This is a genomic window from Cryobacterium sp. PH31-O1 (assembly GCF_030063455.1).
GTDB lineage: Bacteria > Actinomycetota > Actinomycetes > Actinomycetales > Microbacteriaceae > Cryobacterium.
Genome location: NZ_JASITB010000005.1, coordinates 70,171 through 91,399, shown reverse-complemented (window position 1 = coordinate 91,399; position 21,229 = coordinate 70,171). Strand labels below are relative to the sequence as shown.

At 65.0% G+C, this 21,229-nt stretch carries 16 protein-coding genes; 12 read left to right on the top strand and 4 right to left on the bottom strand.

Translation table 11 applies throughout. The features are described 5' to 3' along the window. Nucleotides 1-49 precede the first annotated feature (49 nt). Genes QMK31_RS11565 through QMK31_RS11555 form a run of 3 tightly spaced genes read left to right on the top strand, consistent with a single transcriptional unit; the run spans nt 50 to nt 5,467 of the window. The gene (locus tag QMK31_RS11565) at nt 50-3,454 is read left to right on the top strand and encodes a pyruvate carboxylase (RefSeq protein ID WP_283501102.1); all 3,405 of its coding nucleotides are present in this window, start codon (nt 50-52) and stop codon (nt 3,452-3,454) included. 35 nt (nt 3,455-3,489) lie between these two features. After that, nucleotides 3,490-4,923: a MinD/ParA family ATP-binding protein gene (locus QMK31_RS11560; RefSeq protein WP_283501101.1), complete on the top strand. Its 1,434-nt coding sequence runs from the start codon at nt 3,490-3,492 to the stop codon at nt 4,921-4,923. A 52-nt stretch (nt 4,924-4,975) separates the two neighbouring features. After that, on the top strand, nt 4,976-5,467 hold the full coding sequence (locus QMK31_RS11555) for a peptide deformylase (RefSeq protein ID WP_283501100.1): 492 nt from the start codon (nt 4,976-4,978) through the stop codon (nt 5,465-5,467). A gap of 108 nt (nt 5,468-5,575) precedes the next feature. Here QMK31_RS11555 and QMK31_RS11550 read toward each other — a convergent pair whose 3' ends face one another. Next, entirely contained in the window at nt 5,576-7,408 is a 1,833-nt protein-coding gene (locus QMK31_RS11550) for an AMP-dependent synthetase/ligase (RefSeq protein ID WP_283501099.1), read from the bottom strand. Between the two features lie 170 nt (nt 7,409-7,578). On the opposite strand from QMK31_RS11550, the gene QMK31_RS11545 reads away from it, so the two are divergent. The 3 genes from QMK31_RS11545 to QMK31_RS11535 all read left to right on the top strand — a co-directional run bounded on the left by QMK31_RS11545 (nt 7,579) and on the right by QMK31_RS11535 (nt 10,767). Then, nucleotides 7,579-8,523, top strand: coding sequence for an ROK family glucokinase (locus QMK31_RS11545; protein WP_283501098.1), 945 nt, complete (start codon nt 7,579-7,581; stop codon nt 8,521-8,523). Nucleotides 8,524-8,607: 84 nt separating this feature from the next. Then, complete coding sequence (locus tag QMK31_RS11540; protein WP_283501097.1) at nt 8,608-9,297, top strand: lysophospholipid acyltransferase family protein; 690 nt, start codon at nt 8,608-8,610, stop codon at nt 9,295-9,297. Between the two features lie 99 nt (nt 9,298-9,396). Next, nucleotides 9,397-10,767: a class II 3-deoxy-7-phosphoheptulonate synthase gene (locus tag QMK31_RS11535; protein WP_283501096.1), complete on the top strand. Its 1,371-nt coding sequence runs from the start codon at nt 9,397-9,399 to the stop codon at nt 10,765-10,767. A gap of 524 nt (nt 10,768-11,291) precedes the next feature. Here QMK31_RS11535 and pknB read toward each other — a convergent pair. Together pknB and QMK31_RS11525 are read right to left on the bottom strand one after the other, a co-directional pair. Next, a complete protein-coding gene (gene pknB, locus QMK31_RS11530) occupies nt 11,292-13,229 on the bottom strand; it encodes a Stk1 family PASTA domain-containing Ser/Thr kinase (RefSeq protein WP_502853119.1) in 1,938 nt (645 codons plus the stop codon). A 121-nt stretch (nt 13,230-13,350) separates the two neighbouring features. Beyond that, nucleotides 13,351-14,517, bottom strand: a complete 1,167-nt coding sequence (locus QMK31_RS11525; protein ID WP_502853117.1) for a LysM peptidoglycan-binding domain-containing protein — start codon at nt 14,515-14,517, stop codon at nt 13,351-13,353. Between the two features lie 383 nt (nt 14,518-14,900). Between QMK31_RS11525 and QMK31_RS11520 the strand changes: the two genes are divergently transcribed. Next, nucleotides 14,901-15,233 carry an Rv2175c family DNA-binding protein gene (locus tag QMK31_RS11520; protein WP_502853032.1) on the top strand — a complete coding sequence of 111 codons (333 nt, stop codon included), beginning with the start codon at nt 14,901-14,903 and terminating at the stop codon, nt 15,231-15,233. A 57-nt stretch (nt 15,234-15,290) separates the two neighbouring features. Here QMK31_RS11520 and QMK31_RS11515 read toward each other — a convergent pair whose 3' ends face one another. Beyond that, the gene (locus QMK31_RS11515; RefSeq protein ID WP_283501092.1) at nt 15,291-16,481 is read right to left on the bottom strand and encodes a polyprenyl synthetase family protein; all 1,191 of its coding nucleotides are present in this window, start codon (nt 16,479-16,481) and stop codon (nt 15,291-15,293) included. Nucleotides 16,482-16,600: 119 nt separating this feature from the next. Here QMK31_RS11515 and QMK31_RS11510 point away from each other — a divergent pair, with 119 nt between their 5' ends. The 5 genes from QMK31_RS11510 (at nt 16,601) to QMK31_RS11490 (ending at nt 21,216) form a co-directional block, all read left to right on the top strand. After that, on the top strand, nt 16,601-16,978 hold the full coding sequence (locus QMK31_RS11510) for an SCO2097 family morphological protein (RefSeq protein ID WP_283501091.1): 378 nt from the start codon (nt 16,601-16,603) through the stop codon (nt 16,976-16,978). 330 nt (nt 16,979-17,308) lie between these two features. Next, complete coding sequence (gene mraZ, locus QMK31_RS11505) at nt 17,309-17,740, top strand: division/cell wall cluster transcriptional repressor MraZ (RefSeq protein ID WP_092110083.1); 432 nt, start codon at nt 17,309-17,311, stop codon at nt 17,738-17,740. Nucleotides 17,741-17,839: 99 nt separating this feature from the next. Then, entirely contained in the window at nt 17,840-18,796 is a 957-nt protein-coding gene (rsmH, locus tag QMK31_RS11500; protein ID WP_283501306.1) for a 16S rRNA (cytosine(1402)-N(4))-methyltransferase RsmH, read from the top strand. After that, nucleotides 18,793-19,365 carry a cell division protein FtsL gene (gene ftsL / locus QMK31_RS11495; protein WP_283501090.1) on the top strand — a complete coding sequence of 191 codons (573 nt, stop codon included), beginning with the start codon at nt 18,793-18,795 and terminating at the stop codon, nt 19,363-19,365. Before rsmH ends, ftsL begins: the two co-directional genes overlap by 4 nt. Before the next feature lie 27 nt (nt 19,366-19,392). After that, nucleotides 19,393-21,216 carry a peptidoglycan D,D-transpeptidase FtsI family protein gene (locus QMK31_RS11490; RefSeq protein WP_283501089.1) on the top strand — a complete coding sequence of 608 codons (1,824 nt, stop codon included), beginning with the start codon at nt 19,393-19,395 and terminating at the stop codon, nt 21,214-21,216. Nucleotides 21,217-21,229 lie beyond the last annotated feature (13 nt).

Genomic DNA, 21,229 nt, shown 5'->3' with positions numbered 1-21,229 from the left:
GAGAACCTAACCGTTAGCTGTGCGCCGCGTACGCCCTCGAAAGGCTTGCATGTTTGAAAAAATTCTAGTTGCCAACCGTGGAGAGATTGCGATCCGTGCCATGCGCGCGGCTTACGAGCTCGGAGCCAAGACTGTGGCGGTGTTTCCGTTCGAGGATCGCAACTCTTTACACCGGTTGAAAGCGGATGAGGCGTATCAGATCGGTGAGGTGGGGCATCCGGTTCGCGCCTATCTCGACGTCAGCGAAATCATTCGCGTAGCCAAGGAGTGTGGCGCCGATGCCATCTACCCCGGCTACGGTTTTCTGTCGGAGAACCCGGAGCTCGCCGACGCTGCCGCAGCGGCCGGGATCACGTTCATTGGTCCGGGCGCCGACGTGCTCGAGATGGCCGGCAACAAGGTCACCGCGAAGGAACACGCCATTGCGGCCGGGGTTCCGGTACTCAAGTCGACGCAGCCGTCGACCGATGTGGAATTGCTGATCAGCCAGGCCGATGAGATCGGTTTCCCCATCTTCGCCAAGGCCGTCGCCGGTGGTGGCGGGCGCGGCATGCGTCGCGTCGCGAAGAAGAACGAGCTGCGTGGAGCCCTCGAAGAGGCCATGCGGGAAGCGAACAGTGCTTTCGGTGACGCCACAATGTTCCTCGAAGCGGCCGTACTGCGCCCGCGCCACATCGAGGTGCAGATTCTGGCTGATGCCTCCGGCGAGACCGTGCACCTGTTCGAGCGGGACTGCTCGGTGCAGCGTCGTCACCAGAAGGTCATCGAGATCGCTCCGGCACCAAACCTGAGCGATGAGATCCGGGTGCAGCTCTACGCCGACGCGATCAAGTTCGCCCGGTCGATCGGTTACGTCAACGCTGGCACGGTCGAATTTTTGCTCGACACCGTCGGCGAACGCGCCGGGCAGCACGTGTTTATCGAGATGAACCCGCGCATCCAGGTCGAGCACACCGTGACCGAAGAGGTCACCGATGTCGACCTGGTGCAGGCGCAGATTCGCATTGCTGCGGGGGAGACCCTGGAACAGATCGGCCTGACCCAGGGCGAGATCCGTCTGCGCGGTGCCGCGCTGCAGTGCCGCATCACGACCGAGGACCCCGCGGCCGGATTCCGGCCCGACACCGGCAAGATCACCACCTACCGTTCACCGGGCGGGGCCGGCATCCGCTTGGATGGTGGCACGATCAACCCGGGCGCGCAGATCAGCCCGCACTTTGACTCGATGCTCGCCAAACTCACCTGCCGCGGCCGCGACTATGCGGCCGCCGTTGTACGGTCCAAGCGAGCGCTGGCCGAGTTCCGCATCCGAGGCGTCTCCACCAACATCTCCTTCCTGCAGGCCGTGCTCGACGACCCCGACTTCGCAGCCGGCGACCTGAGCACCTCGTTCATCGACGAGCGTCCGGAGCTGCTGCGCGGACGGGAATCGAAGGACCGCGGCACCAAGATTCTCAACTGGCTCGCCGAGGTCACCGTGAACCAGCCCAACGGGGTGCCGCCCACGATGGTGCACCCGCGCGACAAGCTGCCCCAGCTCGACACCACCCAGCCAGCTCCCGACGGGTCGCGCCAGAAGCTGCAGCTGCTCGGCCCGACCCGGTTCGCCGCCGACCTGCGAGCGCAGACCGCGCTGGCCGTCACCGACACGACCTTCCGCGACGCCCACCAGTCGCTGTTGGCGACCCGGGTGCGTACGAAAGACCTCGTCGCCGTGGCACCGTATGTCGCCCGGTTGACGCCGCAGCTGCTCTCGGTTGAAGCCTGGGGCGGCGCGACCTACGACGTGGCCCTGCGGTTCCTCGGGGAAGACCCGTGGGAGCGTTTGGCGAGCCTGCGCGAAGCGCTGCCGAACATCAACCTGCAGATGCTGCTGCGCGGCCGCAACACCGTTGGTTACACCCCGTATCCCACCGAGGTGACCGACGCCTTCGTGCGCGAAGCGACCGACACCGGCGTGGACATCTTTCGCATCTTCGACGCCCTCAACGACGTGTCGCAGATGCGCCCCGCCATCGACGCGGTGCTGAACACCGGCACCGCGCTGGCAGAGGTTGCCGTCTGCTACACCGGCGACCTGCTCGACCCGGCCGAGAACCTCTACACCCTGGACTACTACCTGCGTCTGGCCGACCAGATCGTCGCCAGCGGCGCCCACGTGATCGGCATCAAGGACATGGCCGGGCTGCTCCGCCCGAGCGCCGCCGAGAAGCTCGTGGCCGCGTTCCGCGAGCGGTTTGACCTGCCGGTGCACGTGCACACCCACGACACCCCGGGTGGCCAGCTCGCCACGCTGCTCGCAGCGGCGCGCGCCGGCGCCGACGCCGTCGACGTGGCCTCCGCTCCGATGGCGGGCACGACCAGTCAGCCGTCGGCATCCTCTCTCGTCGCCGCCCTCGCCCACACGGAACGTGATACCGGCATTTCGCTCAAGGCGACGACCGACCTTGAACCCTACTGGGAAGCCGTGCGCACCCTGTACACCCCGTTCGAATCTGGCCTGTCCGCACCGACCGGCCGCGTGTACACGCACGAGATTCCCGGTGGACAGTTGTCGAACCTGCGCACCCAAGCCGTCGCGCTCGGTCTGGCCGACCACTTCGAACTGATCGAAGACATGTATACCGCCGCGAACACCATCCTCGGCCGGGTGCCCAAGGTCACGCCGTCGTCGAAGGTTGTCGGCGACCTCGCCCTCTACCTCGCCGCGGTGAAAGCCGACCCGGCCGACTTCGAGCAGAATCCGGGCAACTACGACGTGCCCGACTCCGTCATCGGTTTCATGGCCGGCGAGCTCGGCGACCTGCCGGGCGGCTGGCCCGAACCGTTCCGCACCAAGGTACTCGCCGGCCGCAACGTGCGCGTCGGTGTCACCGAGATCACCGCGGGGGAACGCAGCGCGCTTGCGGCCACGAGCGCCGAACGTCGCGCGATGCTCAACCAGCTGCTGTTTCCGGCACCGACGCGCCAGTTCGACCAGATCAGGGAAACCTACGGTGACCTCTCCGTCATCGACACCGTCGACTACCTCTACGGGCTGCAGCAGGGTCAGGAACACGCCGTCGAAATCGCCAAGGGCGTGCGCCTCTACGTGGGCCTGGAAGCGATCGGTGAAGCCGACGACAAGGGCATGCGCACCGTCATGACCATTCTCAACGGCCAGCTACGCCCGGTCTTCGTGCGCGACACCAGCATCACCGTGCAAATCAAAATCGCTGAAAAAGCGGACGCGAATCAGCCCGGCCAGATCGCCGCCCCCTTCTCCGGCGTGGTCACCCTGCAGGTCGAAGAAGGTGCCCCGGTCGAAGCCGGCCAGAGTGTCGCCTCGATCGAAGCCATGAAAATGGAAGCCGCCATCACCTCACCGATCGCGGGAACCATCGAACGCGTTGCCATCCCGCTCACCCAGCAGGTCGATGCGGGCGATCTGCTCGTCACGGTGCGTCCGCGCTAGGCTTAGGGCCGTTATCGACCAGTTGAGGAAGTATCGTGTCAGACAAACGTAGTGACGACCAGAGCGCGCCTGCGCGCCCGGTGTCTGCCGCCCGGCGAACCCGCGACGAGAACGCCGGTGATGATCGCCGCGGTGACAACGGTGCCAATTACGACGGTGCCAATGTCGACGGTGCCAATTTCGACGGTGCCAACTACCACAGTGAACTGCCGCCCCACACGATCGATAACCTCGCTGCTTCCCTGCCCGAAAGTCTGAGCGTGCCGATCGAGCTGCCCGCCGGACCCCGCCGTTCGGTCGCCGCCCCCGGTCGCGCCAAGGCCGGCAGCGGTGCCGGCAGCGGTGCCGGCAGCGTCTTCCCGACTACCCGCATCGTGTCGACCCCGGCCACCCACACCGTCGAGATCAGCACGCCGGCGCCGGCCCGAGCTGCCGGGGCCAGTTCGGCGATCGAATCGCTCTCGAGAACGGATGCCGCAGCATCCGTTCGGCGCGACCGCATCCGCTCCGAGGGCAGCACCGCCCCCGAGTCGGCGGCCATGCTGACCTCGGACCGCCTGCTCGCCGTCAACCGTAAGACTCGAAAGGCGCCGCAGGGTGCCTGGCCCGAATTCGTCTACGCGGCCACCCTGCACCTGGTCAACCTCGGCGACTCCGCCAAGGTGCTGGCGTACAAGGAGATGAGCGAACGTATCCGCCGCCAGTTCGAGGGCGGTACCCGGTTCGTGCCGATCCTCACCCGCAAGGGCGGCGTCGGTAAGACCACCGTCACGACGCTGCTCGGCATGGCTTTGGCCGATGCCCGCGACGACCGCATCATCGCCATTGACGCCAACCCCGACCGCGGCACACTGTCGGAACGGGTCAGCAAGCAGACCCGTTCGACAGTACGTGACGTCGTGTCGAAGGCGGCGTCAATCGGCAACTTCACCGATTTCTCGGCGCTCGTTTCCCGAGACGAGACCCGCCTCGACATCCTCGCCTCCGACACAGATCCGTTGCTCTCGGAAGCCTTCGACGAGAATGACTACAATGTGGTCGCCGACCTGGCGGCCCGCTACTATTCGATCGCCCTCACCGACTGCGGCACCGGCATCGTGCACTCGGTCATGCGGGCCACCCTCCAACGTGCCGACTCCATCGTGATCGTCTCCGGCGGCAGTGTCGACGAGGCCCGCCTCGCTTCCGAAACGCTGACCTGGCTGGAAGCCAACGGCTATGGTGACCTCGTGCGCAACGCCATCGTCGCGCTCAACACCGCCACCCAGGGCACCAACCTGGTTCGGCTCGAAGAGATCGAGTCGCACTTCCGCTCTCGAGTACGTGAAATCGTGCGCATTCCCTACGACCCTCAGCTCGCCGCCGGCAGCGTCGTGTCCTACAAAGACCTCAAGTCGATCACCCGGCTCGCCGCCCGTACGCTCGCCGAGCTTGTCGTCGAGGGTCTGCCCGCCGACCGTAACCCGTAGCCGGCCGCCCCGCGCTCGTCTTTCACCACCCGCCCATCCGAGGAGTTTCCCCGTGCCCGAACGCCAGATCCGTCTCTTCGGAGATCCGGTGCTGAAAACCGCCTCCGACCCCATCGTGACCATCGACGAACGGGTGCGCGGCCTCGTGCAGGACCTGGTTGACAGTGTGCGACTGCCCGGTCGAGCCGGCGTCGCCGCCTCGCAGATCGGTGTGAACCTGCGTGCGTTCAGCTACAACGTTGACGGCGTCATTGGCTACATCCTCAACCCCACCGTCACGGAGCTCTCCGGCGAGCCCGATCTCGTCGATGAGGGCTGCCTCTCCGTACCCGGCCTCTGGTACCCGACCAAACGCTACCCCTTCGCCCGGGTCACCGGCATCGACCTCGACAACAACCCCATCGACCTCTCCGGCAGCGGCATCATGGCCCAGGCCCTGCAGCACGAAACCGATCACCTCGACGGCTACCTCTACATCGACCGTCTGGACAAAGAAAACCGCCGGGCCGCCATGAAAGAAATTCGAGAGTCCACCTGGTTCTAGCCCGCCCAGCCGACCCCAATCTTTGAGCGGGGAGCGGAATGTTTTTCCGGGCCCGACCCACCAATTATGAGCCAGCCGGGCCGAGCCAGGCCCGGCCCGAGCGCCCAATCACTCGCGCAACGATATCCCTTCGGTAGCCGGTGCATTCGAGTACATAGCCTCGATCTCGTCGGCGAAGTCGCGCATGATGATGTTGCGCTTGATGCTCATCTTCGGCGTCAGGTGCCCGCTGTCCTCGGTGAGCTCCACCGCCAACAGGGTGAACTTGCGAATCGACTCCGCCCGGGACACGCCCTCATTGGCGTGGTCGACTGCGCGCTGAATCTCCGCGAGCACGGTCTTATTGCGGGATGCCTGCGCGAGCGACATACCGGCATCCTCTTGATTGTTGTTGAGCCAGACCGGCAGCATGTCGGGGTCGAGGGTGATGAGCGCACCGATGAAAGGTTTCTGATCGCCGACGACGACGACCTGGCCGATCAGGGGATTGGCGCGGATCGGGTCTTCGAGTGCGGCGGGAGCGACGTTCTTGCCGCCGGCCGTCACGATGATCTCTTTCTTGCGCCCGGTGATCGTGAGAAAGCCGTCGGCGTCGAAATCACCGATGTCACCGGTCTTCAACCAGCCGTCGTCGAACGTCGCCGCCGTGGCCTCGGGATTTTTCCAGTATTCCTTGAAGACGTTGACACCCTTAACCTCGATCTCGCCATCATCCATAACGCGCACTGAGACGCCGGGCAGCGGCGGGCCGACGGTGCCGATCTTGGCCCGGGTGGCGAGCCCAACGGTCGCGGGGGCTGTGGTTTCGGTCAGGCCATAGCCCTCGAGAATGACGATGCCGAGGCTCTTGAAGAAATGACCGAGGTGGGCGCCGAGCGGGGCGGAACCGGAGACCGCCCAGACGACTTTGCCACCCATGGCGGCTCGCAGCTTGCTGTACACCAGCTTGTCGAACAGGGCGAATTTGATCTTCATGCCCAGCGGAATCGACGTTCCGGCTTGTTCGAGTCTGGAGTGCTCGACGGCCACGTGAGCGGCAGCGTCAAAGATTTTGCCCTTGCCGCCGGCGACGGCCTTCTGCTGGGCCGAGTTGTAGACCTTTTCGAACACCCGTGGTACCGCGAGCAGAAAGGTCGGTTGAAAGCTGCCCAGCGCGGCCAGCAGCGTTTTGGTGTCGGCTTGGTGGCCAACGCGCACGCCGGCGTGCACGCACAGCACCGAGATGAAGCGAGCGAAGACGTGGGCCGTGGTGATGAACAGCAGGGTTGAGGCGCCTTCGGGGTGAACCAGAACCTCCCGGAGCGCGACCGCGGCGTTGCGGCTGGTTTCGAGGAAATTCGCGTGGGTGAGCACGCAGCCCTTGGGCTTTCCGGTCGATCCGGAGGTATAGATGAGGGTGGCCATGTCGTCGCCCACAGCGAGGGCCCGACGGCGTTCGATCTCAGCATCCGTCACGCCGGCACCCCCCGCGACGAGTTTGTCGAGGTCGCCCAGATCGATCTGCCAGACCGAGCGGATGTCGGCCAGTTCCGGATGCACCTCGTCGAACCGGGCGAAATGGTCGGCGGTTTCGACGATGACCGCCGAGGCGCCCGAGTCGCTGAGATTCCACTGCACCTGGCTGGGAGAACTGGTTTCGTAGACGGGCACCAGAATGGCTCCGGCGAACCAGACGGCAAAGTCGATCAGGGTCCACTCATAGCGGGTTTTGCAGATGAGCCCGATCTTGTCGCCGGGCTCGATGCCCCCGGCGACGAGGCCCTTGGCCAGCGCCACCACCTGCGCATGGAACTCCCGGGTGGTGACGGGCAGCCACTGTCCGGCCCTGGGCAACGAGAAAAGTACGAGATCCGGCGTCGCGGCGAGGCGATCCAGGAGCAGGTCGGTGATATTAGCACCAGGATCGGCGGGAACGACGGCGGGAATATCAAACTGTTTCACGGCAACTCCTTTGGTACCGGCTGAACTTCCACTGCCCCTGCAACCAAATTTCTGCAGTGAGCGGGTGTTTCGTGCAGCGGCAAACTGGTTTACTACACTCTAGATGGTGTCAGGGGCCGCCGCCGGTTCGCCTCATCAACCATCCGATCGTCCCGAACGAAAGGTGCCCCGTGCACTCCATAGGTATCGATATTGGGGGCACCAAGATTGCCGGTGCACTCGTCGACGAGGCGGGCACCATCATCCGCTCTGATCGACAACCGACCACGCCGGGAAACCCGGGCGAGATTGAAGACACCGTCGTGGCGATGGTTCTGAGCCTGTCCGAGGGCGAAGACGTTGTGGCGGCAGGGGTCGCCGCTGCCGGATTCATCGACTCGGCCCAGTCGACCGTGTACTACGCTCCGAACATCAGCTGGCGGAACGAACCATTCCGCGACAAGCTCGAGGCCCGGCTCGACCTGCCCATCATCATCGAAAACGACGCTAATGCCGCCGGCTGGGCCGAATTTCGGTTCGGTGCTGGCCGTCCGTACACCGACATGGTCACACTGACCATCGGCACCGGCGTGGGCGGCGCGATCGTCACCAGCAATGCCCTGTTTCGCGGCGGTTTCGGCGCCGGCGCCGAGCTGGGCCACCTGCGTGTGGTACCCGACGGGCTGCCATGCGGCTGCGGCGCGCACGGATGCCTGGAACAGTATGGATCGGGTCGGGCGCTGCTGCGCATCGCCAACGAATTCGCGGATGCCGGCGGCATCGGTCTCGGCCTGGCCGGCGCACGCGAGCGGCGCGGCAAGCTGTCCGGCAAAGACGTCGGACGGCTGATCGAAGAGGGCGATGGCGGTGCCCTCGCGGCGTTGCGCCAACTGGGCGGTGCACTCGGTCAGGCCTGTGCGAGCCTCGGCGCGGTGCTGGACCCGCAGGTGTTCGTGTTCGGTGGGGGAGTGGCCGCCGCCGGCGACCTGTTGCTCGAACCGATTCGGGCGGCCTACCTCGACTATTTGCCGGCTCGCGGCTACCATCCGGAAGCGGAGTTCGCGATCGCCCAGCTCGTCAATGATGCGGGCGTGGTCGGCGCGGCCGACCTGGCCCGGCTGCACGCGGTGCGCTGAGGACGTGGGTGGGTGGGCCGCGCGCGGCATCCGCTGTGCGGCGGCGGGGCGACTAAGCTTTCGTACTGGGATAAAGGAGTGCGAATGTTCTATTGGATCATGAAGAACATCGTCATCGGCCCGCTGTTGCTCACCCTGTTTCGACCGTGGATCATCGGCCTGGAGAATATTCCGAAGACCGGCCCGGTCATTTTGGCCAGCAATCACCTGTCGTTCATCGACTCGGTCTTCCTGCCCCTGGTCGTACCGCGCCGGGTGGCTTTTCTGGCCAAGAGCGACTATTTCACCGGTAGGGGCCTCAAGGGCTGGGCGACGCGGCAGTTTCTCACCGCGGCCGGACAGCTGCCCATCGACCGGTCGGGCGGTAAGGCCTCTGAGGATTCCCTCAACACGGGCCTGCGTGTGCTCGGTGAAGGCCGCATTCTCGGAATCTACCCGGAGGGCACTCGCAGCCCGGACGCCCGCCTGTATCGGGGTCGCACGGGAGTGGCGCGCATGGTGCTTGAGTCCGGTGTGACGGTCATTCCGGTGGCCATGATCGACACCGAGAAAGCCATGCCGACCGGCACCCGGATTCCGCAGGTGCGGCGCATCGGCATCGTCATCGGTAAACCGCTCGACTTCACCCGTTTCGAGGGTATGGAAGGCGACCGCTTCGTACTGCGCAGCGTCACGGACGAACTCATGTATGAGCTGCAGCGGTTGAGCACCCAGGAATACGTCGACGTCTACGCCTCCTCCGTCAAAGAGAAGCGAGCCAGCCTTTCGCGATAGGCTGCCAGAAGCGCTGTCTGCGCGCCCAGCGTTGCAGAACATCATCCATTTCGGGTCGGTACACGTTTCCGGTCCAGCAGAGAAAACAGGAACTATTCCGTGGTAGACCCCACCGAGCCCATCGTTGCCGCAGAAGCGTCTGTCATCGCGGGTCTGGACCACTGGCGCACCCTGCCGATCAAGCAGCAGCCCACCTGGCCCGACGCGGCCAAGGTGGCTGCGGCATCCGCTGAGCTGGCGACCCAGCCGCCGCTGGTCTTCGCTGGTGAGGTCGACATTCTGCGCGACCGACTCGCCCAAGCCGCCGGCGGTCAGGGTTTTCTGCTGCAGGGCGGCGACTGCGCCGAGACCTTCAGCGGTGCAACGGCAGATCAGATCCGCAACCGGGTGAAAACCGTGCTGCAGATGGCGGTCGTGCTCACCTACGGCGCATCGATGCCCGTGATCAAGATGGGGCGCATGGCTGGCCAGTTCGCCAAGCCCCGCTCGAGCGACTTTGAAACGCGCGGCGACGTCACACTGCCCGCCTACCGCGGCGACATCGTCAACGGATACCCCTTCACCCCGGAATCGCGAGAAGCCGACCCGGCCCGCCTGGTCAAGGGGTACCACACCGCGGCGTCCACCCTCAATCTGATTCGCGCGTTCACTCAGGGTGGCTTCGCTGACCTGCGCCAGGTGCACAGCTGGAACCAGGGCTTCGCCAAGAATCCGGCCAACCAGCGCTACGAAGGCCTGGCCAAGGACATCGACCGGGCGATTAAGTTCATGATCGCCTGTGGCGCCGACTTTGAGGCCATGCGCCGAACCGAGTTCTACACCAGCCACGAGGGTCTGCTGATGGATTACGAGCGACCGATGACACGCATCGATTCCCGCACCGGAACGCCGTACAACACCTCGGCTCACTTCATCTGGATCGGAGAACGCACCCGCGACCTCGATGGTGCCCATGTGGACTTCCTATCGCGGGTGCGCAACCCGATCGGCGTCAAGCTCGGCCCGAGCACCTCAGCTGATGACATGCTGCGCCTTGTCGACAAACTCGACCCGAACCGCGAGCCTGGCCGCCTGACCTTCATCACCCGCATGGGTGCCGGCAAGGTGCGCGACGCCCTGCCGCCGCTGTTGGAGGCCATCAAGGCCAGCGAAGCGACGCCACTGTGGGTCACCGACCCGATGCACGGTAACGGCGTCACCACACCCACCGGCTACAAGACCCGGCGTTTCGATGATGTCGTCGACGAGGTCAAGGGCTTCTTCGAGGCGCACCGCGCTGTGGGAACGCATCCGGGCGGAATCCACGTCGAGCTCACCGGCGACGACGTCACCGAGTGCCTCGGCGGCTCGGAGCACATCGATGAGGCCGCCCTGGCGACCCGCTACGAGTCCCTCTGCGACCCGCGCCTGAACCACATGCAGTCCCTCGAGCTCGCCTTCCTGGTGGCCGAGGAGCTCGCCGCCCGCTAGCCTCTCTTCTCCGGACGGGGCCCGGGCCCGAACCCTGGGCCCAGTTTATAAACTGGGCCCAGGGTCGTAGGGTGGGCCCAGCGCCGGTGCGGTCAATCGCCGGCGGATGCCGGCTGCTGCCTCGGGCGGGAGCAAGCGCCAGCTCCGCTGCATGCAAACTCGGAAAAAATTGCGACATGCCGTGTCCGAGATATGAATGTGCGGCGTGTCGCGAAAATCACCGAGTTTCGGTCCCGAAATTCTCCGGGTTTAGGTGCGCTGGCCACTCGGCATCCGTTTCTCGCTCCAACGTGCGCAACCACGCGGGCAACCTCCCGCCGCTTCTTCAAAAGTATTCCACCAGTGTTCGGTGCGGTTCGGTGCGAAGCGGTGCGGTGCGGTGCGGCGCGGTGCGGGCCCGGGCCCCGTCCGTGGGCCCAGCATATAGACCGGGCCCACGTTCGTAAGGTGGGCCCGGGGCGTTAGGTCCTTTCGAACTGAGCCGGCCAGGCTTCCGATGCACCACTGGGCAGGGGAAGGACGCCCTACGGGCTTATTGAGATTTTGCTTCCCTTTGCGACTGACGTACCCGCTACCGGGTCAGTCGCTGAAATCTTCAGCAATAGTCCGACGGCATCGAGACGGGTGTCATACATCAACTCGAAGCCAAGATCGGTAAGGGCTTTCTTGCCGTCCGCCCACGACTTACCGACCACGTTGGGCACGATGACCGGCTCTGGCCCGCGGGAGATCACCAGGGTGAGGGTGGCACCCTCGCGCAGGGTGCCCTCTGGCACCTGGGCGGTGATGACGTCACCCTCAGCGACCGTGTCACTGTAGGTCTGTTCGCCCGAGACCACGAGTAGGTTCTTGCCGACCAGAATGTCGGTGGCCTCAGCCACGGTCTTGCCGTCGACATTGGGGATAGCTCCGAGTGAGACGACGAGGTTCACGGTCAGGCCTTCGAAGTAGGCGCCGCCGGCCGAGACGTCGGCGCCGTCGGACTCCTTGCTGGCGGATACGACCGAGCCCTCGGCAACGTCGCCGTTAAATACAGGGTCGATACTGCCGACCACTGCTTTCAGATCGGTAATCGCAGCGGATGCCGCCTCCTGCGGCAATCCCGCCAGGGTCGGCAGGGTGATGGGCTGTAGGCCCTGGGAAACGATGACCGTGACGGTGCTGTTTTGTGGGACGCGGCTGCCGGCATCCGGATCGGTGCCGATGACGAGTCCCTCGGCGATGGAGGCGCTGAACGCGCCGCCGAGCTGAGGGACCAGACCGAGCTCGGTCAGCTGCGACGAGGCGGCCTCGGGGGAGGCCGTCGCGAAGTCGGGTAAGGACACGTCAGACCCGGGGCCGGACCCGAAATACCAGCCGGTTCCGCCGAGGGCAACCGCGATGAGGATGACGAGGGTAAACAGCCAGAAGCCACGGCGCTTTCGTTTGTCCGCCTTCTTGCTCAGGAGGTCGCCGCTGTCGGGGGGGCCGACCGGGCCGGTGCCGACCGGGTGAATGCCCAGCAGGGTCGCGGCGGGAGGTTTTGTGGGAGCGAGCTTGGCGCCGAGAACCTGCGTTTCGGCATCCGCGAGGGCATTGGCACCGGTGCGCATACTTGCGGGCAGCACCATGGTGGATTGCATGGCCAGTTCCTGGGTGCCGCCGCGCACGAGAGCGCTCACATCGTGCAGCTGGTCGAGCATGACCCTGGCATCCCGGGGACGGTCTTCGGGATCGCGCGCGGTGGACCAGAGCACGAGTTCGTCGAGTTCGCGGGGAATGTCCGAGACCCGGCTGCTCGGCATCGGCACGGTGTCATTGGCGTGCTGATAGGCGATCTGCATGGGAGCTTCGCCCACGTAAGGCTGTTCGCCGGTGAGCATTTCAAAGGTCATGATGCCGAGGGCATAGATGTCGCTACGCGCGTCGGCGATGCCGCGCGTGACGAGCTCGGGGGAGAGGTAGGCGATGGTGCCGAGCAGGGCCTGGCCCGTCGCTGTGTTGTTGTTGACCGCGCGGGCCAGGCCGAAGTCGCTGATCTTGATGCGGCCGTCGTCGGCGAGCAGCACGTTCTCCGGTTTGACGTCGCGGTGCACGATGCCGGCCTTGTGGGCGGCGGCGAGCCCGCTCAGCACGGCTTCGAGAATGTCGAGGGTCTGCTCCGCGGTGAGTCGTCCGTAATCCTTGAGCAGGTCGCGCAGCGTGATCCCCGGCAGGTACTCCATCACGAGATAGGCCATGTCGGCATCCTGGCCCTGGTCAAACACGTTCACGACGTTGGGGTGGGCCAGTCGCGCCGCCGACCTGGCCTCCTGAATGAAGCGGATCTTGAACGCGCTGTCGTCAGCGAGATGGCCGTGCATGATCTTGATGGCGACCCGGCGGTCCAGCCGCAGGTCGGTGGCGAGGTAGACCGTGGCCATGCCCCCGCGCGCGATGCGGGAGCGCACCTGATACCGGCCGTCGATTAGACGGCCGATCATCGGGTCGGTCGAGGGAACGCTCACTCCTTGATTCTACGGAATTTGGTGACGCCACCGGCGCGCGGCGCGCAGAAACCGTCCCGGTCGGGGGTCAACGGGCCCTGTCTGGACCGCACCGAAGTTAGCCGATCTGGCTGAGCCAGGCCCGCGCCGACGTTTCCCACTTGGCGTAGTAGTCAGGGTAAGCCGAAATCTGAACGGCTTGCGCCGCCTGGGTGACGCTCATCGTCTCCCAGCCGGGAATGTCGAGCAGACCCCTGGTCACATCGGGGTTCGGGTTGCTCGCGCCGCCGAAGAAGGCAAGGCTGGCCCTCACCGGGTCGAGTACCTGCTCCGGGGTGCCCCAGCCGGCGCTCGGGCGCTGCTGGAACAGGCCCAGGGAATCGCGGTCGCCGTGGTCGACGTTGCGCAGCCCCGATTCCTGGGCTGCGGCAGCCAGGGCGACGACGAGACCGGTATCGCCCACTCCCGCGCCGCGCCCGACCGACACGATCGTCTGGGCGTTCAGGCGCATTTCTTCCGACATCGGGGTGACCACACCGGCCGTGGCAACCGTGATCGGAGCGGCAGCCGCCGCAACGGATGCCGGTGGGCCGGTGACCGGCAGGGTCAACACCTGCCCCGGGTAGATAATGCTCGACCAGCCCAGGCCATTGGCGTCGAGCACGGCCTGCACGCTGACCCCGGCCGCACTGGCCACGGCCGTGATGGTCTCACCCGAGGCGATCGTGTGCGTGGCCACGGCTGCGGCTACCGGCGCCACGAACACCGCCGCCTCCATCGCCGGCGCCGCGGCCAGCAGAACAACCTGGCCGGGAAAAATGACGCTGCTCCCGGTCAGCCCGTTGGCCCCGAGAACATCGGCGGTCTTGAGCCCGTGGGCCGACGCGATGCCGCTGATGGTGTCACCGCTTTGCACGGTGTAGCTGCCAGCGGATGCCGCCGGCACGGCCGGGGCTGCGGCCGGCGCCGCCGCCTGGGTCAGGGTCAAAACCTGGCCCGCGAAGATCAGGGCCCGGGAATCGAGACCGTTCAGCGCCAGCACGGCCGCCGTCGAAAGACCGAACCGGGCGGCGATGCCGCTCACGGTGTCGCCGTCCACGACCGAATACTGCACGGGGGCGACCTGTATCGGGGCGACCTGCACGGCGGCGACCGCCGCCAGTGCCACCACGGGAGAGGCCTCAGCGAGCTTGGACTTGAGCGGCTTCTTCGCGAGGGCCTGCGCTTGGGCGGGCGCGGCCAGATTGAGGCTGATCGCGAGGGTACTGACGAGCACGATCGGCACGGTCAACAGTGCCGGGCGCGAACGCAGGTCACCGGGCTTCTTCGCCCGCTGTTTCGTCGGAGTCTCTGCGCCGGATAGATCGGCAACGCCAACACGAGCAACACCGGAAGCGGTCGCGCTGCGTCCGGACGACGCCGCAGCTTCCGTTGTATTCGTTTTCACCTTGGTCGACATGGCGCTCCGTTCATTGTGCGCACGCGGCCGATCCGTACCTCACTTTCGTACGGCATCGAGTCGCGTATAGCAATCCCCACTGTGAGGTTTTCACAATTGTGAAGGGGAGTCAATTGAATGGGCAGCATGAATTGGCACTGATCACGACAGAAAACGGCCGGAGGTTTTTTCGCGGCCCCGAATCATGGGAAGCTAAGGGGGTGAGCGACGTGTCTACAGAGCCCGAGTGGCTGACTATTCCTGCCCTTGTCAACCTGCTCGGAATGAGCCAGAGCCGCGTGCGGCACCTGATTGACGACAAGTATTTGCTGGCCATCCGGCGGGACAACGTCGTATCGGTACCGGCTCTTTTTCTGCGCGACGGCGCTCCCGTTCCCGAACTGCGCGGCACCCTGTTCGTGCTGGCCGATGACGGCTTCACCGACATGCAGGCCATGACCTGGTTGCTCGAGGTCGACGACAGCCTCGGCGTTCCCCCGATTCAAGCCCTCCGGGCCGGACGCAAGGCCGAAGTTCGTCGGGTCGCCCAGGCCCTGGCCTAAGCCCCGCCCGAGTGGGCGTGGCCTAAGCCCCGCCCGAGTGGGCGGCAGGCCGCCGGTTCAGAACGCCCGGCGCGTCACCCGTTCGGTCAGGTCCAGCAGGTTCTGCCTGGCTTCTGCGCTGATCGGCGCTGATTGCAGCGCCGCAACGGCCTCGACCACCTGCGATTCGATGAGCGCCTCGACTCGTTCGACCGCGCCGCTGCCGGTGATGAGCCGCTGCAGAGCGCCAATCCTGGCAGCATCGAGGGTGGGGTCGCCGAGCTCGGCGTCGAGTGACGCGCGGTCGGCGTCGTCGAGCCGCTCCCGCGCCAGCGCGACCAGCACAGTGCGCTTGCCCTCGGTCAGGTCGTCACCGCTCGGTTTGCCGGTCACCGCGGCGTCACCGAACACGCCGAGCAGATCGTCGCGCAGCTGGTAAGCCATGCCAAGCGGCAGGCCGAACGCGCGCAGGGCGTTGAGCTGGGCGTCAGAGGCGCCGGCCAGCGCCGCCCCGATCACCAGCGGAGCCTGCACGCTGTACTTGGCCGATTTGTAGACGATTACCCGCAGGGCCCGGTCGAGCAGCTCCGCTTCTGGCTGGGCCAGCCAAGCTCGCTCCTCGAGAATATCGAGGTATTGCCCGGCGGTGACCTCGGTGCGCATGTGGTTGAATTCCCGCCGTGCCCGCCGGGCCGAGACCCGATCGGTGAGCTCATGCAGCCCCTCGTCGAGCAGCTCATCGCTCCATCCGAGCAGCAGGTCACCGAGCAAAATCGCCGACGCCCGCCCGAACGAAACCGGATCGCCGGCCCAACCCTCACTCTGGTGCAAACGTTCGAAAAGCTTGTGGGCGCTCGGCGCACCGCGCCGAGTGTCGGAATTATCGATAATGTCGTCGTGCACGAGCGCCGCGGCGTGAAAAATCTCCAGCGCGCTGGCTGCCGACACTACGGCTTCGAGTCGGGGCGCCATTCCGGCCGCGATGAGAGCCAGGGCAGCGGATGCGCCACCCTCGTCGACCGCGAAAGCCGCTGTTTCGCTCGCCGTGGGCTGGTCCGGTTTCGGCCCGGAATCCCGCGGCAGAACGCTCTGGGCGCCCCAGTAACAAAACTGGGCCCTGAACCGTTTTCCACCGCTGAGAAACTGCCGTGAGTAGTCGATCAGAGGAGCCAAATCAGAGCTGATCAGGGTCACAATTGGTTCGCGGGACATGAGGTACTCGTCGATGCGGGATTGAACCAAATCGACCAGGTGTTTGCTTTCGGGCACCCGTATAGCCTAGCCATCACGGCGGGGTTAGAATTGAGCAGTTAGCTTTAACTGATTTGAGCTTGTCCGGTTCGATTCTGTCAACCTACCCGCTCGATCCCGTAACTGGAGGGAATGAGATGCCGCTTTCGGAACAGGAGCAGCGACTCCTTGAAGAGATGGAGCGCAGCCTCTATCACAACGATGCCGACTTTGTCGCCAGCGTTGGAGCGTCGAGGCTTCGCCCGAACTATCGTTCTATAGCGATCGGCGTTCTGCTCGCCGTCGCCGGCATCGTCGCCCTCATCGCCGGCGTTGCCATCGCGCAATTGTGGCTCGGCATTCTCGGTTTCATAGTCATGTTCGGCGGTGTGCTGATCGCCGTGACGCCCGGCAAAGCCATTCGATCCGTACCGGGGCCGTCCGCTCCAGGTCGCCGCCCGGCGCAGGCTAAATCAGCCCAGGGCTTCATGGATCGCCTCAACGAACGGTGGGACCGCCGGCAAGACGGGCAGTAGCTCGAGTGTCAGTCGCTCTAGGGTCAGCAGCTTGACGGTCGAGAGTGGTTCGACGCCCACACCACGCCCCTCCACCGGGCTCCTATAACTTCATAGAAAAGTAGTTTCGCAGGGCCGATCATCTGATCGGCCCTTTTTTTGTGCCCTAAAGCAGGGCGAAAACAGTCGTTTTAGCGAAGTGCACTCCATTTTCCTCCACGGCTGGATACCAATGAATTTGAGAGTAAATCGCATCAAATTACAGAATTCACCGTAAAATCTTAGGTTGGTGGTTGAAGGTGGAGTAAAGTGGAGCTACACCTGAATCTGGCCGGAAGAAAGGGGTGATGCATGTTCCTTGGCACCTACGCCCCCCGGCTCGACGAAAAAGGTCGCATCATTCTTCCCGCGAAGTTTCGGGACGAACTCTCCACCGGCGTGGTGATGACCCGGGGACAGGAACACTGCATCTACGTGTTCAGCACCCGCGAATTCGAAACCCTCCACGACAAGATCCGCCAGGCACCGGTGACGAGCAAGCAAGCTCGCGACTACCTCCGGGTGTTCCTGTCTGGGGCGAGTTCCGAAACGCCGGACAAACAAAACCGCGTCACCATCCCCGGCAACCTGCGCAGCTATGCGGGGCTTGACCGGGAACTGACCGTCATCGGTGCTGGCAGCCGAGTCGAGATTTGGGACAGCGAAGCGTGGGCCACATACCTCGCGGAGCAGGAAACCTCGTACGCCAACACGACGGAGGAGGTGATTCCGGGACTCTTCTAGCCCCTGATGCCTGACTCCCAGCCGTTTTTGCCCTGACACACTTCCCCGGTGCCAGGACGAAATGGAGGGGAATCAGGCCTCACGGACTTTCCCGGCATTATGGCCAGCAACGAAATCCACACCCCGGTCCTGCTTGAACGCTGCGTCGAGCTGCTCGCGCCCGCGCTTGAACGGCCAGGCGCCGTGCTCGTCGACGCGACACTCGGCATGGGCGGCCACGCCGAAGCGATTCTGTCGCGCTTTCCCGATCTCATTCTCGTCGGTCTTGACCGCGACACCGAGGCCCTCGCCATCGCCGAGGAACGACTCAAGGGTTTCGGCGACCGGGTGCATCTCGTGCACACCGTTTATGACGGCATCGGAACGGCCCTCGACGACCTCGGCATCACCGAGGTCGCCGGCGTACTATTCGACCTCGGCGTCTCCTCGCTGCAGATCGACCGAGTCGAACGCGGCTTCTCATACTCCAAGGATGCCCCGCTTGATATGCGCATGGACGGCACCGCCGGTCTGACTGCCGAAAGCATCCTCGCCGATTACAGCGAACGCGACCTCAAACGCATCTTCCAGGACTACGGCGAGGAGAAACTCTCCGCCCGCTACGCCAAAGCCATCGTCGAGGCTCGCGAAACGATTCCCTTCGTGCGGTCAGCCCAGCTCGTCGACGTGATTACCAGGGCCACCCCGGTCGCCATCCAACGGCTCGGTCACCCTGCCAAACGGGTATTCCAGGCCTTGCGCATCGAGGTCAACCAGGAATTGGCTGTGCTCGAACGCGCCATTCCCGCCGCGCTCGACCGGGTAGCCGTCGGCGGTCGCATTGTCGTCATGGCCTACCAGTCGCTCGAAGACCGCATCGTCAAGCGGGCCCTCGCCGCCGCATCCGGTTCCACGGCTCCTGCCGGGCTTCCGGTGGAACTGCCCGAACACAAACCGCTGTTTTCCCTGCTCCTGCGCGGTGCCGAACTGGCCTCCGACGAAGAAAAGGCACTCAACCCCCGCGCGACGCCGGTCAGGCTGCGCGCCGCTGAAAGACTGAGAAGGGCCGCCGCATGAGCGACAACCTGGCACGCGCGTTCATTGAACACGAGTCGAATGAACGCGAACCGCTCGCGGCGCCGTCCCGCCGCGGCTTTCGCCTCGTCGCGCCCGCCCCGAACCGCCGGACCCGCCCGCGCATCTTCTACGCTCTCACCGCGGTGGCCGGCATGGCCGCCATCATCGTCGCCCAGCTGCTGCTCAGCGTCGGAATTTCCCAGGGCGCCTACGAGATTTCCAGCCTGCAGTCGAGCCAGTCCGAGCTCGGCCGCACCGCCGCCAGCGTGAGCGAAGACCTGGTGCGGGTATCGTCCCCACAGAGTCTGGCTGCCAACGCCGAGGGCCTCGGCATGATCAGCAACTCCAACCCCGTCTACCTGCGCCTCTCCGACGGCGCTGTTCTGGGTGCGCCGGCCTCGGCGTCGGGTTCGCAGGCCGGAGCGGCCAGCCTCGTACCCAATGCCCTCCTGACCGGCAGCACTCCACTCACGCAGCTTCCGGACGACGTGGCGGCAACGAGCGGTGCCGTATCGATCACGAGCGCCCCGGTAGTTCCTGCGGGACTCGCGGCGCCCACTACCCGATAGTTTTCTCGAGTCGACCATGATGGGCAGATGAACGTGCGCAACAGCAGTGCCCGTAAGACCGGCGCCCGAAACAACCCGACCAATTCCCGGTCGAGCCGTCGCCGCACCTTCTTCACCGTTGTCGTGCTGTTCGCGGTGATCGGCGTGTTCCTGGTGCGGCTCGTGGATATCCAGGTGGTGCAGGCCGATTCCCTCACCGCCGACTCCGTGGGTAACCGCTCGGTCGGCCAGGTCGTCTACGGCTCAAGGGGCGAGATCGTCGACGCCAATGGCGTCGTGCTGGCCGGAACGGTTATGCGCTACAACATCACCATGTCTCCGGTAAACGCGACCCCGTTCAAGCGCATCGTCGACGGCAAGAAGGTTGAAATCTCGGTGGCTGAAGCCGCCGCCGAAATCGGTGCCGCTACCGGCCAGACCGGTGACGCCATCCTGTCAACACTGTCGACGGCCCTCGAAGCGAACGCCAAGGCGAACTTCGCCTATATCGCCCAGAAAGTCGACGTCGACGTGCTTCGCGCCGTTCAGGACCTGCACATTCCGTGGACCTACTCCGAAAACAGCCCGAGCCGGGTTTACCCGAACGGAGCCGTCGCCGGAAACGTGCTCGGCTTCCTGTCGGGGGAGGGCGTGCCGCAGGCCGGCCTCGAATCCGGGCAGGACACCTGCCTGGCCTCCACGAATGGCTCGGAAACCTACGAGAAGGGTGCCGACGGGGTGCGCATTCCCGGCAGTAGCGTCACGAGCACCGTTGCGGTAAATGGTGGTGACGTCGTCACCACCATCGACTCCGATCTGCAGTGGTTCGTGCAGCAGACCCTCGCGGCCCGGGCGCAGGAGACCGGTGCAGCCTGGGCAACCGCAGTCGTGCAGGACGCCAAGACCGGCAAGCTCCTCGCCGTGGCCGACTATCCCTCGGTCGACCCGAACAACGTCGGCGGCACCGAGAATCCCGACGATCGCGGCTCGCGCGCGTTCACCCAGTCCTTTGAACCCGGCTCGACTTTCAAAGCGCTCACCGCGGCATCCGTTTTGGATGCCGGCGTCGCCACGCCGGGCACCGGTGTCGTGGCGCCGTACCGCTATCTGCCGTCCAACGGCGCCAACATTAACGACAGCCACTCGCACCCCGACCAGCAGATGACCATGACCGGTGTGCTGATCGACTCCAGCAATACCGGCATGTCCAAGTTCGGCGAACTGCTCACCGATAAGCAGCGCTACGACTACATCAAGGCCTTTGGCGTCGGAACCCCCACCGAAACCGGGTTCCCCCGAGAAGACGGCGGAATCCTGCATCCCGTCGACGAGTGGGACAACCAGACCAGCTACGCGACCATGTTTGGGCAGGGCCTGACCACGACTGCTCTGCAGGTGTCGAGCATTTACCAGACCATCGCCAACGACGGCGTGCGGATGCCGGTGCAACTGGTGGAAGGCTGCCGCCAGCCCGACGGCTCGATGACGAACGTGCCGGATGCGACCGGCACCCGGGTGTTGTCGGAGAGCGCGGCGAATGACACGAGCGACGTGCTGGAGATGGTTTACCAGAAGAGCTGGGTGCAGAGCAAATGGAAAATCCCGGGCTATCGCGTCGCGGCCAAGACCGGAACCGCGCAGATGCCTGACGGTAAGGGCGGGTACTCCAACGGGTATCTGGTCTCGGTGTCGGGCTTCGCCCCCGCCGACGATCCGCAGTATGTCGTCTCGGTCAGCATCGCCGACCCTGTTAAACTGAACACGTCTGCCGCACCGGCTCCGGTCTTCCAGGAGATCATGAGCCAGGTGTTGAAAAAGTACCGGGCGGTTCCCTCCGGCGCGACTGCGCCTGACCTCCCTTCCACCTGGTAAGAAAGCGAGCCCT

Coding starts and splice junctions, on each gene's coding strand:
- QMK31_RS11565 (WP_283501102.1), top strand. CDS start 50: ATGTTTGAAAAAATTCTAGTTGCCAACCGTGGAGAGATTGCGATCCGT.
- rsmH (WP_283501306.1), top strand. CDS start 17,840: ATGGCCAGCAACGAAATCCACACCCCGGTCCTGCTTGAACGCTGCGTC.
- mraZ (WP_092110083.1), top strand. CDS start 17,309: ATGTTCCTTGGCACCTACGCCCCCCGGCTCGACGAAAAAGGTCGCATC.
- pknB (WP_502853119.1), bottom strand. CDS start 13,229: ATGATCGGCCGTCTAATCGACGGCCGGTATCAGGTGCGCTCCCGCATC.
- QMK31_RS11510 (WP_283501091.1), top strand. CDS start 16,601: ATGCCGCTTTCGGAACAGGAGCAGCGACTCCTTGAAGAGATGGAGCGC.
- QMK31_RS11490 (WP_283501089.1), top strand. CDS start 19,393: ATGAACGTGCGCAACAGCAGTGCCCGTAAGACCGGCGCCCGAAACAAC.
- ftsL (WP_283501090.1), top strand. CDS start 18,793: ATGAGCGACAACCTGGCACGCGCGTTCATTGAACACGAGTCGAATGAA.
- QMK31_RS11540 (WP_283501097.1), top strand. CDS start 8,608: ATGTTCTATTGGATCATGAAGAACATCGTCATCGGCCCGCTGTTGCTC.